Origin of the sequence: uncultured Marixanthomonas sp. (assembly GCF_963974425.1) — a bacterium.
In the GTDB taxonomy this organism is placed as follows: Bacteria; Bacteroidota; Bacteroidia; order Flavobacteriales; family Flavobacteriaceae; genus Marixanthomonas.
Map to the genome: position 1 here is coordinate 1 of NZ_CAXBCK010000012.1, position 12,020 is coordinate 12,020.

The following is a 12,020-nucleotide window of genomic DNA, read 5'->3' on the forward strand; positions in this document are numbered from 1 at the left end:
CTGACTCATAATCAGGGGGTCCATGGTTCGAGCCCATGTGGGACCACTTTTATTTGGTCTAGGAAGTTTAGTTCTTTTTATAGTTTTTGTTAAGAAAAGTTTAGAGTTTCCCATTACTTTTTTATATTAAATAAATTGCTTTATTTTAGCTCTTTAAATAATAATAAATTGTATCTATAAGCAGTATAGCAGTAATATAAAAGAGAAAAATGAGTTAATAATTATTGGATAACTTTATTTTTACCTTGATTTTAATAAAAAAATAGTACTTTAGACACCAATTATGCGACCCCGAATCGTTTTCATATTAACTATTGCACTAAGTTTATATAACAGTGCTTTTGGCTTTGCACAATCTGTAAAAGATAGTAAAGGGCCACCCCCGCCTAATGATACTCGAACCCCCGGTCTTCCAATTGATGATAATATCACTTTATTATTGATTGTTGGTGTTTTATTAGGTATATACTTTTTATTAAAAAAATACCGCTCTAACGATATCCCTGCGTAATTCGGCTCACGTATTTTCCCACTACATCAAATTCTAAATTAACAACAGTTCCCTTTTTTATTTCTTTGAAACTCGTATTTTCATAAGTATACGGAATAATAGCCACGCTAAATTTATTTTCTTTAGAGTTAACAACCGTTAGGCTAACTCCATTTATGGTAATTGAACCTTTTTCAATAGTCATATTTCCTTTTCCCTCTTCAAATGAAAAGGTAAATATCCAACTTCCATTTGCTTCTATAACTGATTTACAAACTCCCACTTGGTCTACGTGGCCTTGAACAATATGTCCATCCAATCGGTCACCGAGTTTCATGGCGCGTTCTAGATTTACAGCATCGCCCTCAGCAAGATCTCCAAGATTGGTTTTTTGTAATGTTTCATCAATAGCGGTTACAATATAGCTGTCGTTCTTTACTTCAACCACAGTAAGACAAACACCATTATGTGCTACACTTTGGTCAATTTTCAATTCTGAAGAGACATCGCTTTTTATTTCAATATGAAGGTTAGCACCTTCTTTGGTAAGCTTTTTTATTTTACCAACCCGCTCAATAATTCCTGTAAACATCCTTAAATTAGTTACATTTGTAATGCAAAAATAGAAATTAAAAACCGTATTAACTGCTATGGCGAAGAAGGAAAAAACAATTGTAGGAATTTCAATAGGTGACCTTAATGGAATAGGCAGCGAAATTGTATTGAAAACATTTCAAGATTCTCGAATGTTGGAATTTTGCACGCCTGTGATATTCGCTTCAGTTAAATTAATGTCTTTTTTCAAAAAACAATATAATCTTGAACTCAACCTTCATGGGATTGATTCCTTAGATAAAATAGTACACAAAAAAATAAATGTACTTAATGTCTGGCAGGAACATATAGATGTTAATTTTGGGAAAGAAGATAAAAAAATAGGGGAGTATGCGATTAAATCTCTTAAAAGTGCTGTTTCTTCTTTAAAAGATAAAAAGATAGATGTGCTAGTAACAGCCCCAATTAACAAATCTAACATACAATCTGAAACTTTTAACTTCCCTGGCCACACAGATTATTTAGCCCAAGAGCTTCAAGGCGACAGTTTAATGTTGTTAGTTTCTGGTAATTTACGGGTTGGTTTGCTTACCGACCATGTTGCGGTGAAAGATGTTGTAAAAAATATTACTTCGGAAGTAATAGAAAAGAAAATTAATACCATTCACAATACGTTAATTCAGGATTTTGGAATAAGAGCACCTAAAATTGCCGTTTTAGGGATTAATCCGCATAACGGGGATAATGGTGTTATTGGCAATGAAGACGATACGGTATTGAAGCCCAGTTTAAAAATCCTGCGAGAAAATGGCAAATTAGTTTATGGACCATATGCCGCCGACAGCTTTTTTGGTTCTGGTAATTATAAAAATTTCGATGCTATTATTGCTTCCTATCATGATCAAGGCTTAATCCCTTTTAAAACACTTGCTTTTGGTAAAGGTGTTAATTATACAGCGGGTCTAAACCGAGTGCGAACCTCTCCAGATCACGGGACAGCGTACGATGTTGCTGGAAAAAATGAAGCTGATTACGAGTCATTTCAAGAAGCTGTTTTTAGCGCTATTCAAATTTATAAAAAGAGAAAAGAGTACAAGAAAATCTCAAAAAATCCATTAAAAACTAGTCAAAAAAAATCCTTTTCAAAAAAGAAACGATAAATTAATTTGCTATTCAAATAATTTTTTATCTTTGCACCCGCCTTACAAGTAAGGTGGGAATGAGAAATTGGTGTGATTATGAAGGAATTGAAAGAGTTTACGATCCCTTTTGTAGGGTTGAAAATAGGCGAACACTGGTTTAAATTTACGATTGAAAAACCGTTCTTTGAGCATTTTGAGTATAACGAATTTAACGATGCGACTATAAAACTAGATGTATTGTTGGTTAAAAAGGCAACATTGTTAGAGTTTACCTTATTTTATAAAGGTACTGTAAATGTAAATTGCGATGTAAGCAATGAGCCGTATAACCAGAAACTAGACGGAGAATATAAATTTGTTGTGAAGTTTGGCGAAGACACTAACGTGGAAGATGAAGATTTATTAATTTTACCTCACGGAAGTTACGAAGTTAGCATACAGCAATTTGTATATGAATCTATTGTATTGGCAATGCCAATAAAAAAGATACATCCAGGAGTAGAAGACGGTACGTTAAAAAGTGAGATACTCGATAAACTTGAAGAATTACAGCCTAATAAGGATAGAAATCCAGACGAGAAAGAAATTGATCCTCGCTGGGACGAATTAAAAAAACTATTAACGGATAAATAATATAGAGCAATGGCACATCCTAAAAGAAAAATCTCGAAAACAAGAAGAGATAAAAGAAGAACACATTATAAAGCTACTGCCCCTCAAATAGCTACAGATCCTACAACAGGAGAGGCTCACTTATATCACAGAGCACACTGGCATGAAGGTAAATTATACTATCGAGGACAGATTGTAATCGATGCTGTAGAAGAGGTTGAAGCATAGAGCGTTCAAACTTAAAACAAGTAACTCTCACATACCAGTGGGAGTTTTTTGTTTTTGAGCTTGTAAACGTTAAAAACACCCCATAATACCCTCCATTTTGATGAATTTTTAGTAATTTTCACTTCCTTTAAAAGGTTCTGAAGCCTTTTAGGGTGAATTTAATTCAAATCTATGAACAAAATCACAGCAGCAGTTACCGCTGTCGGTGGCTATGTGCCGGACTACGTGCTTTCCAACGAGATTCTTGAAACCATGGTTGAAACCAACGATGAATGGATAACATCCCGTACTGGAATTAAAGAGCGTAGAATTTTAAAAGATAAAGACAAAGGGACTTCCTTTCTTGCTATTAAAGCAGCCGAGGATCTCCTTAAAAAGAATAATACCGACCCTAAAGATATCGATATGGTGATTATGGCTACAGCCACACCCGATATGCCGGTAGCAGCAACAGGCGTTTACGTAGCCACCCAAATAGGTGCCGTAAACGCTTTTTCATATGATTTGGTCGCTGCTTGTTCAAGTTTTTTATATGGAATGTCTACTGCCGCTCGTTATATAGAGTCGGGACGCTATAAAAAAGTATTATTAATCGGAGCAGATAAAATGTCTTCTATTATCGATTATGAAGATCGTACCACTTGTATTATTTTTGGTGATGGAGCAGGTGCTATGCTTTTTGAACCTAATGAAGAGGGCTATGGGCTTCAGGATGAAATTTTACGCAGTGACGGAATAGGACGGCAAAGTTTGAAAATAGACGCCGGTGGCTCTATCTTACCAGCTTCTGCAGAAACGGTCGCTAATAAAAAACATTATGTTTTTCAAGATGGAAAAACAGTTTTTAAATTTGCAGTTTCCAATATGGCAGATGTAAGTGAAAAAATAATGAATCGTAATAATCTTACGGGTGAAGATGTAGATTGGCTAGTACCGCATCAAGCAAACAAACGAATAATCGACGCCACGTCAAAACGGATGAATCTTCCTTCAGAAAAGGTAATGATGAACATCCATAAATATGGAAATACAACTTCAGGAACCTTACCACTGTGTATTTACGATTATGAAAAACAATTAAAAAAAGGTGATAATTTAGTATTTGCTTCCTTTGGAGGAGGCTTTACTTGGGGCGCTATTTACTTAAAATGGGCCTACGATGCAAAATAAAAAACGAAAGATTAAACCAACTGATATGAAGTTAAAAGAAATTCAAAATTTAATCAAGTTTGTGGCAAAATCCGGAGCCAGTGAAGTAAAACTTGAAATGGACGATGTTAAAATTACCATTAAAACCGGAACAGAGGATGGTAAAGACAAGACGACGTATATTCAGCAAGTGCCAACGATGGCTGCACAGCCACAACAAGTAGCTCCTTCGGCTGCTCCACAACAAGCTGAAGCTTCTGCTCCAGCAGCTGACAGTAAAGAACTAGCTGGTGACGATGATTCAAAATACATTACAGTAAAATCTCCAATAATTGGAACTTTTTACCGCAAACCTTCTCCAGACAAACCTGTTTTTATAGAAGTAGGCGACACAATAAAAGAAGGAGATGTATTATGTGTTATTGAAGCGATGAAACTTTTCAATGAAATTGAAAGTGAAGTTTCAGGAAAAATAGTAAAAGTATTGGTAGACGACGCTTCTCCAGTAGAGTTTGACCAACCACTTTTCTTAGTAGACCCTTCATAAATAACCTCTAAAATTTCGAATCGAAGTCTGAATTTTTTTAGAATTTGGGATTTGGAATTTGTTAATTTCAGAAAGTTATGTTTAAAAAGATATTGATTGCCAATAGGGGAGAGATAGCACTTCGTATTATCCGAACCTGCCGCGAAATGGGTATTAAAACCGTTGCGGTTTATAGTAAAGCAGATGAAGAAAGTTTGCACGTTCGTTTTGCAGACGAAGCTGTTTGTATAGGTCCTGCCCCAAGTAGCGAAAGTTATTTAAAGATTTCGAACATTATTGCAGCAGCCGAAATCACAAATGCAGATGCAATTCACCCAGGATATGGGTTTTTATCAGAAAACTCTAAGTTCTCCAAAATATGTGAAGAACACGAATTTAAATTTATAGGTGCTTCTCCCGATATGATAGACCGTATGGGGAACAAAGCAAGAGCCAAAGCTACTATGCGCGAAGCAGGTGTACCTTGTGTTCCAGGTAGTGAAGGTGTAATTCCAGATTTTAAAGCGTGTAAAAAAATTGCTAAAGAAACCGGTTATCCAGTCATGCTTAAAGCAAGTGCTGGTGGCGGTGGAAAAGGAATGCGCGCTGTTTGGAAAGAAGAAAACCTTCAAGATGCGTGGGAATCTGCTCGTCAAGAAAGTAAAGCTGCTTTTGGTAATGACGATATGTATATGGAAAAACTCATTGAAGAGCCACGCCATATCGAAATCCAAATTGTAGGAGATAGCAACGGAAAAGCCTGTCACTTGAGTGAACGTGATTGCTCAATACAAAGACGTCACCAAAAGTTGACTGAAGAGACGCCAAGTCCATTTATGACTAAAAAGTTACGGGACGACATGGGTAAAGCTGCCGTAAAAGCAGCCGAGTTTATTAAATACGAAGGTGCCGGTACAGTAGAGTTTTTGGTAGATAAACACCGAAATTTCTACTTTATGGAAATGAATACCCGTATTCAAGTAGAGCACCCCATTACAGAAGAAGTAGTAGATTACGACTTAATTCGAGAGCAAATATTAGTAGCTGCAGGCGTGCCAATTTCAGGAAAAAACTATTTGCCACAATTGCACTCTATAGAATGTAGAATTAATGCAGAAGATCCATACAACAACTTTAGACCTTCACCAGGTAAAATAGAAGTATTGCACGCTCCTGGAGGTCACGGTGTACGGCTTGACACACACGTATACGCAGGATACAGTATTCCGCCAAACTACGACTCGATGATTGCTAAGCTAATTACTACCGCTCAAACGAGAGAAGAAGCTATTAGTAAAATGAAGCGTGCTTTAGACGAGTTCGTTATTGAAGGAATAAAAACTACGATTCCATTTCATAGACAGCTAATGGACGATCCAGCTTATGTAAGCGGAAAGTATACTACAGCCTTTATGGATACTTTTGTAATGAATGAACCAGAAGAGGAGGAGTAAAATAAGTTGCAGTAGCCAGTATTCAGTTGGCAGAAAACTGAAGAATATATTTAGCACCAATATCAAAGAAAAAACTTTTATTTTTTTTGGATTGGTGCTTTTTTATTGACATTTACTAATAAATGAATTTAAATAACGGTTGCTGAGTGTTTCGAGGAACGAGAAACGTATCGAAGCGACCGATACTAACTTCAATATAAATGACCTTATCCTATTGGGAACATACATCTTGGCTACAAAATATCGATTTCGCTGTCATAGGTAGTGGATTGGTTGGCCTTAATTGTGCCTTGACACTTAAAAAGAAACACCCAACTGCGAACATCACCGTTTTTGAAAAAGGGATGTTGCCCAGTGGAGCTAGCACTAAAAATGCAGGTTTTGCTTGCTTTGGAAGCCTTTCAGAAATAGTAGATGACCTTTTGACACATTCTGAAGCAGAAGTAGTAAGTCTTGTAAAAGAACGAGTAGAAGGGCTTAAATTACTTCGGAAGAATATAGGAGATGAACAACTTCAATTTAAAAAATATGGAGGCTATGAGTTATTTACCGAAGAAGATACCGAATTATTTGACCACTGTCACTCCAAGTTAGAATCCATAAACCAATTATTGTATCCCATTTTTAAGGAAGATGTCTTTTCAATCACTGAAAATACATTTCAGTTTAAAAAAATTCAGCCGCAGCTTATCTTCAATAAATTTGAAGGGCAAATAGATACTGGAAGGATGATGCACGCTCTGCTTCAGAAGGCATATAAAGCAGGAATTTCGGTGCTAAATTGTGCTGAGGTTACGGCGCTATCGCAAAATTCTGATTCAGTTTCCTTTCAGCTTAACAATGAAATAGAGGTTTCAGCAAAAAAGGTATGCATTGCTACCAATGGTTTTGCTAAACAACTGTTAGATGAAGAAGTACAACCGGCACGCGCTCAAGTTTTAATCACAAAACCAATTGAAAACTTACCTATTAAAGGCACTTTTCATTTAGATAAAGGCTATTATTATTTCAGAAATATTGATAACCGGATTCTTTTTGGTGGCGGAAGAAACCTTGATTTTAAAGGGGAAGAAACCACTAAAATGATAACTACGGAACAAATTCAAAACAGGTTGGAAGAATTGTTACAAACTACCATTTTACCTGAAACTACATTTGAAATTGATAAACGTTGGAGCGGAATTATGGGAGTGGGAAAACAGAAAAAACCAATTGTAAAGCAACTTTCCTCAAACATATTTTGTGGAGTACGTCTTGGCGGAATGGGCGTTGCAATTGGAAGCGCAATTGGAACTAATCTGGCAAAAATAGCAAGTGAATGAAACGATTCTTCAAATTTATTTTTAAAGCTTTAGTCTGGTTTATAGTAATCACGGTTTTGTGGGTGGTTGTCTATAAATTTGTGCCAGTTCCGTACACGCCTTTAATGGGGGTTCGTGCATCTAACGGAGATGAAAATTACCAAACTAAGCACCAATGGGAATCTATTGATGAAATCTCGTCTTATTTGCAATTGGCCGTAATTTGTGCAGAAGATCAAAACTTTATGAACCATAACGGTTTTGATTACGAGGCTATTGAAAAAGCGTACGAAAAGAACAAAACAGGAAAGAAATTGCGTGGTGCAAGTACTATTTCGCAACAAACGGCAAAAAACGTTTTCTTGTGGCCAGAGCGAAGTTGGTTTAGGAAAGGAATGGAAGTCTATTTCACATTTTTAATCGAAACCCTGTGGAGCAAAGAGCGCATTATGGAAGTCTATTTAAACAGTATTGAAATGGGTGATGGCGTGTTTGGCGCCGAAGCCGCTGCCCAATATTGGTTTAATAAAAGCGCCAAAAACTTAACACAATATGAGGCTGCAGCAATCGCCGCTATTTTACCAAACCCAAGGAACTACAAGGCTTCGCCAGCTTCAGTTTATATTGAAAAAAGAAAAGCTTGGATTGTAAAACAAATGCGTTATTATGGTACTTTTACCTTAGAAGAAAAAAAGAAAAATGAACGATAAAGAATTAAAAACCGCTTTATTAAACCACTGTATAGAGGTGGTAGAAAAACGTTTTAGCCAAATAAAACAAACCATTGCTGGTATTGAAGAATCGTTGGTTGAAGAATCTAAAAGCAGTGCGGGTGATAAGCATGAAACTGGTCGGGCAATGCTACAAATAGATCGGGAAAATGCTGGAAAACAATTACTGGAAATTGAAAAATTGCAACAACTAGTTCGAAAAATCGATATTAATTCAAAATCAGATTACGTTCGGTTGGGAAGTTTGGTATATACAAACCAGGCTACATATTTTATCGGGATTTCAATTGGTGCTGTAACCGTTGGTAAAACTAACTACATTTGCGTGGCGTTAAACTCACCTATTGGGCAATTACTTTCTGGAAAGAAAAAAGGAGACATGTTTATGTTTAACGAAAAGGAATATAATATTAAAAGTGTCGTTTAATTCCTTTCAGAACGATTACGCAAAATTAACCTTTTCACTTATCTGAAGCATTTTTTTACTTATTGAAAACAACCAATGCAACTGTTCCCTTACCAAATGGGCTTCTTGAAATTGGCGCTCTAACTTAGGGTGAACTGAAGTAGGCAGATTAGGGTTTTCCGTAGTGAATTTCGGAAGTTCTTGTTTAAAAAATTCATTCTTATTTTCCACATTAACCGCTACTGAACCATTTTCTTCTTGTTGTAAATAGGACAAAATATGTTCTAAATTTTCATCAATATGTTCTCCTGCGGTTGTAAATCGGCTAGAGGCTTCAGTTGTTGGATTGTTCTGAATATAGGTACTTAACGAAGCAAGAGAAGATAAAAAAGTATGGTTTAGCACCACTAACTCATAAATCTTTTCCAAGTTTTTTTGTTTCGACTTTGGGTCTTGCGTCATACGTTGAAAAGCAGCACTTAAATTAGACATTTCTAAAAAAGCATTTTTCCTAGAAAGCTTGAAAGTGGTTGGTAACTCTCCCTTTTTATGATACTGATTTATAATTTCTGAAAGAAATACTCTATTGGCCGAAATACTTTTTTCAATACTACTTTTAATATCCATAAACTCCCAAGCCGGCCACAGAAAGAGCATAGCAACTGTAGAAATTCCTGCGCCAATTAACGTATCAATAACTCTAAACTGAATAACCGTTAACACATCGGGTCTAATAATGGCGTAAATAAACACGACACTCAGCGTAATAAAAGTAGCTGCAGTTTTATAGTTTTTTTGCAACATGGAAAGTGCCATAACCAAAGAGCCTATTCCTAAAATAGCAAAAACATAGGTGTTTTGAGTAATGAAGACAATTCCCGTTGCAATGGTGCCACCAATTAACGTACCTATAATACGTTCTTTTGAGCGAGATTTAGTTAGTCCATAACTAGGCCGCATGATAACAATAAGGGTTAGTAAAATCCAATAGGGGTTTTGGAAATCGAAAAATACACCAATACCATAACCAACCATTACAGCTACACCTAAACGTAAAGCATGTTTAAAAATAGCCGATTTGAAACTTAAATTCCTGATCAACAAAGCTGGGTTATAATCTTGTGTGGTTACAAAGCGCTTGGCAACTTCCTTTTTAATAAAAGTAAGCTCTCTGGGGTTTGGATTACTAAGCAGCCATTTTATTTTTTGAATTTTTTCAATCTGCTTTTCTTGATATTCCAATAAGTTTTGAAGCATTAAAAACCCTTCATAATCGTAATTTTCTTTACTGGATTTTAAAATGGAAATCTCTTCTTTAATCTTTCTGAAAATTTGAATTAATTGGTCATGCTTCGGAATCTTCTTCGCGTTTTGACCTGCTTCAGAAATAAGAAGTAATTGATTAGACATTTCAAAAAGTAAATTTTGAAAGCTTTCTATGTATTCAGGATGGTCGTTTAGCAACTCATCCATTTTAGTATAGTTTACAGGATTTGCCAAGGCCATTTCTTGTATATCGACCAACTGAACAAAAACCAATAATCGTTTACTTTGATAGATAGATCTGCCGGAGCTTTTTCGAGAGGAAATTAAAATTTCTCTTAGGGTTTCATGATTAGCACTAATTTCGCCCTGAAGTTCTAAAAGTTTAGATTGTAATTGCTCCCTATCGGAATTTGGTCCAATTAACTTCCCTCTAATTTCTAAAAATTGAGACGTTAATTGATACGTTTGAGTGAAGAGTTCTTCCGTTTGTCCTTTCGGGTTTATTTTGTGCCAAATTGTGGCTAGTAATAAATACCAGAAACCACCAAGGCCTACAAAAAAGGCATATTCGTAGGTTTCTAATCGTTCAGCTTCGTGGGCAAAACTTAACACCAGCGCCAATAAACCAGAAAAACTAATTAAAGATGCCCTAAACCCAAAAACAGCTATATATGAAATGGCAAAGGTCAACACACCCAACACTGGCAATAAAAACCATGTATTAAAATCAAGATAACCTCCAATAAAACTTACGATAACTATAAGTGCAATAGAATATAAAATTCCATATGTTTTATGCCGAAAGCTACCGCTTACATCACTTGGTGAGCTCCAAAAAGCACCAAAAGCCAAAGCAATAGCTATTTCAAAAAAGCCAAATTGTAAACCAACTACTATGGGTAATGAAAGGGCAATACCAACAATGATAGCTTTTGAAAAGTCGGTGCTTTTTAAAAACTGAATCAGGTCTTGAAAGTTGCTTGAAATGGTTTGTGTAAGGTTCAAATCTTGATGGTTCAATTGCAAAGGTACTGTGTTACTAAGGTAAGAACGTTAATCTTTTCAGAAAAAACCCAAAAATCAATATAACACCTAAACTGCTGTCCTTACAAACTTGTAACTTTATAGAACACTGAATTTAAAAAATTGAAAAAGAAATGAATAAGACCATATTGCTAAAAAACAGACCAAAAGGAAGACCAGCCCTTGACGACTTTGAGTTTAAAGAAACTAAAAAACCAAGTCCCGAGAAAGGAGAAGTTTTATTAAAAACAAAGTATGTTTCCGTAGATCCGTATCTACGCGGAAGAATGCGGGATGAAAAATCGTACATTGAACCTTTTCAACTTGATGAACCAGTAGAATCGGGCATTATAGCTGAAGTTATAGAAAGTAACTCAGGCGATTTTAAAAAAGGTGATTACATAAACGGTATGTTACCGTGGAAGCAATTTAATGTTAGTGATGGAAAAGGACTTCAAAAAGTAGATGGTAGCAAAGCTCCGTTATCTGCCTATTTGGGCGTTTTGGGTTTAACAGGAATTACGGCACTTTTGGGCCTCAAAAAAATTGGTAAGCTCGAAAAGGGAGAGACATTATTAGTTTCGGGTGCTTCAGGTGCTGTGGGTACGGTTGTTGGTCAAATAGGAAAAATTAAAGGTTGTAAAGTAGTCGGTATTGCCGGAACCGATGAAAAGATTAAGACTATTAAAGAGAAATTTCATTTTGATGAAGGCATCAACTACAAGACAACCGACACTATGAGCGAGGCGATAGCAAATGCCTGCCCGAACGGGGTAGATGTCTATTTTGACAACGTAGGTGGTGAAATTTTAGATGCCGCCATGGCAAACATCAATAGAAAAGGAAGAATTATTAACTGTGGTGCTATTTCGTTATACAATGAAACCGAACAACCCACAGGTCCAAGGCACGAAACCACCTTAATTAAAAAAAGTGTCTTGATGCAAGGCTTTACTGTTCGTGATTTTCAAGAGGAGTTTCCAGCCGCTATTCAACAGTTGGCTACCTGGTTACAAGAAGATAAATTAACGTATTCTGAAACCATTGTGGAAGGTTTTGAAGAAATACCACAAGCGTTTATAGACTTGTTTGATGGAAAAAATAAAGGAAAGATGATTGTGAAGGTGTAAAGCTTCT

Annotated in this window: 13 protein-coding genes; 11 read left to right on the forward strand and 2 right to left on the reverse strand. The window is 36.0% G+C overall.

Features of this window, described 5'->3' with window-relative positions:
* Positions 1-283: 283 nt before the first annotated feature.
* On the forward strand, positions 284-511 hold the full coding sequence (locus AACZ92_RS04610) for a hypothetical protein (RefSeq protein WP_339697614.1): 228 nt from the start codon (positions 284-286) through the stop codon (positions 509-511).
* On the opposite strand, the gene AACZ92_RS04615 is transcribed toward AACZ92_RS04610, so the two are convergent.
* Positions 492-1,082, reverse strand: coding sequence for a riboflavin synthase (locus AACZ92_RS04615; RefSeq protein ID WP_339697615.1), 591 nt, complete (start codon positions 1,080-1,082; stop codon positions 492-494). The two genes, AACZ92_RS04610 and AACZ92_RS04615, sit on opposite strands and share 20 nt — an antisense overlap.
* Before the next feature lie 58 nt (positions 1,083-1,140).
* On the opposite strand from AACZ92_RS04615, the gene pdxA reads away from it, so the two are divergent.
* From pdxA to AACZ92_RS04660, 9 genes are all read left to right on the forward strand, one after another.
* Positions 1,141-2,205: a 4-hydroxythreonine-4-phosphate dehydrogenase PdxA gene (pdxA, locus tag AACZ92_RS04620; protein WP_339697616.1), complete on the forward strand. Its 1,065-nt coding sequence runs from the start codon at positions 1,141-1,143 to the stop codon at positions 2,203-2,205.
* 78 nt (positions 2,206-2,283) lie between these two features.
* Entirely contained in the window at positions 2,284-2,820 is a 537-nt protein-coding gene (locus AACZ92_RS04625; RefSeq protein WP_339697617.1) for a DUF177 domain-containing protein, read from the forward strand.
* Positions 2,821-2,829: 9 nt separating this feature from the next.
* Positions 2,830-3,027, forward strand: coding sequence for a 50S ribosomal protein L32 (rpmF, locus tag AACZ92_RS04630; RefSeq protein WP_116694094.1), 198 nt, complete (start codon positions 2,830-2,832; stop codon positions 3,025-3,027).
* A 171-nt stretch (positions 3,028-3,198) separates the two neighbouring features.
* A complete protein-coding gene (locus AACZ92_RS04635; protein ID WP_339697622.1) occupies positions 3,199-4,197 on the forward strand; it encodes a beta-ketoacyl-ACP synthase III in 999 nt (332 codons plus the stop codon).
* 25 nt (positions 4,198-4,222) lie between these two features.
* The gene (gene accB / locus AACZ92_RS04640) at positions 4,223-4,723 is read left to right on the forward strand and encodes an acetyl-CoA carboxylase biotin carboxyl carrier protein (RefSeq protein ID WP_339697623.1); all 501 of its coding nucleotides are present in this window, start codon (positions 4,223-4,225) and stop codon (positions 4,721-4,723) included.
* Positions 4,724-4,800: 77 nt separating this feature from the next.
* Positions 4,801-6,156 carry an acetyl-CoA carboxylase biotin carboxylase subunit gene (accC, locus tag AACZ92_RS04645; RefSeq protein WP_339697625.1) on the forward strand — a complete coding sequence of 452 codons (1,356 nt, stop codon included), beginning with the start codon at positions 4,801-4,803 and terminating at the stop codon, positions 6,154-6,156.
* Between the two features lie 200 nt (positions 6,157-6,356).
* Positions 6,357-7,478 (forward strand): FAD-dependent oxidoreductase, encoded by a 1,122-nt coding sequence (locus tag AACZ92_RS04650; protein WP_339697626.1) that lies wholly within the window; start codon positions 6,357-6,359, stop codon positions 7,476-7,478.
* Complete coding sequence (mtgA, locus tag AACZ92_RS04655) at positions 7,475-8,167, forward strand: monofunctional biosynthetic peptidoglycan transglycosylase (protein ID WP_339697627.1); 693 nt, start codon at positions 7,475-7,477, stop codon at positions 8,165-8,167. Before AACZ92_RS04650 ends, mtgA begins: the two co-directional genes overlap by 4 nt.
* On the forward strand, positions 8,157-8,615 hold the full coding sequence (locus tag AACZ92_RS04660; protein ID WP_339697629.1) for a 3-oxoacyl-ACP synthase: 459 nt from the start codon (positions 8,157-8,159) through the stop codon (positions 8,613-8,615). The genes mtgA and AACZ92_RS04660 overlap by 11 nt, the downstream gene beginning before the upstream one ends.
* Positions 8,616-8,630: 15 nt before the next feature.
* On the opposite strand, the gene AACZ92_RS04665 is transcribed toward AACZ92_RS04660, so the two are convergent.
* Positions 8,631-10,865: an FUSC family membrane protein gene (locus tag AACZ92_RS04665; RefSeq protein WP_339697631.1), complete on the reverse strand. Its 2,235-nt coding sequence runs from the start codon at positions 10,863-10,865 to the stop codon at positions 8,631-8,633.
* 152 nt (positions 10,866-11,017) lie between these two features.
* Between AACZ92_RS04665 and AACZ92_RS04670 the strand changes: the two genes are divergently transcribed.
* Positions 11,018-12,013: an NADP-dependent oxidoreductase gene (locus AACZ92_RS04670; RefSeq protein WP_339697632.1), complete on the forward strand. Its 996-nt coding sequence runs from the start codon at positions 11,018-11,020 to the stop codon at positions 12,011-12,013.
* Positions 12,014-12,020: the final 7 nt, after the last annotated feature.

What these genes read in the sequence shown, in the direction of transcription:
- AACZ92_RS04610 (WP_339697614.1), top strand. Translation starts at nt 284, where the DNA reads ATGCGACCCCGAATCGTTTTCATATTAACTATTGCACTAAGTTTATAT.
- AACZ92_RS04615 (WP_339697615.1), bottom strand. Translation starts at nt 1,082, where the DNA reads ATGTTTACAGGAATTATTGAGCGGGTTGGTAAAATAAAAAAGCTTACC.
- pdxA (WP_339697616.1), top strand. Translation starts at nt 1,141, where the DNA reads ATGGCGAAGAAGGAAAAAACAATTGTAGGAATTTCAATAGGTGACCTT.
- AACZ92_RS04625 (WP_339697617.1), top strand. Translation starts at nt 2,284, where the DNA reads ATGAAGGAATTGAAAGAGTTTACGATCCCTTTTGTAGGGTTGAAAATA.
- rpmF (WP_116694094.1), top strand. Translation starts at nt 2,830, where the DNA reads ATGGCACATCCTAAAAGAAAAATCTCGAAAACAAGAAGAGATAAAAGA.
- AACZ92_RS04635 (WP_339697622.1), top strand. Translation starts at nt 3,199, where the DNA reads ATGAACAAAATCACAGCAGCAGTTACCGCTGTCGGTGGCTATGTGCCG.
- accB (WP_339697623.1), top strand. Translation starts at nt 4,223, where the DNA reads ATGAAGTTAAAAGAAATTCAAAATTTAATCAAGTTTGTGGCAAAATCC.
- accC (WP_339697625.1), top strand. Translation starts at nt 4,801, where the DNA reads ATGTTTAAAAAGATATTGATTGCCAATAGGGGAGAGATAGCACTTCGT.
- AACZ92_RS04650 (WP_339697626.1), top strand. Translation starts at nt 6,357, where the DNA reads ATGACCTTATCCTATTGGGAACATACATCTTGGCTACAAAATATCGAT.
- mtgA (WP_339697627.1), top strand. Translation starts at nt 7,475, where the DNA reads ATGAAACGATTCTTCAAATTTATTTTTAAAGCTTTAGTCTGGTTTATA.
- AACZ92_RS04660 (WP_339697629.1), top strand. Translation starts at nt 8,157, where the DNA reads ATGAACGATAAAGAATTAAAAACCGCTTTATTAAACCACTGTATAGAG.
- AACZ92_RS04670 (WP_339697632.1), top strand. Translation starts at nt 11,018, where the DNA reads ATGAATAAGACCATATTGCTAAAAAACAGACCAAAAGGAAGACCAGCC.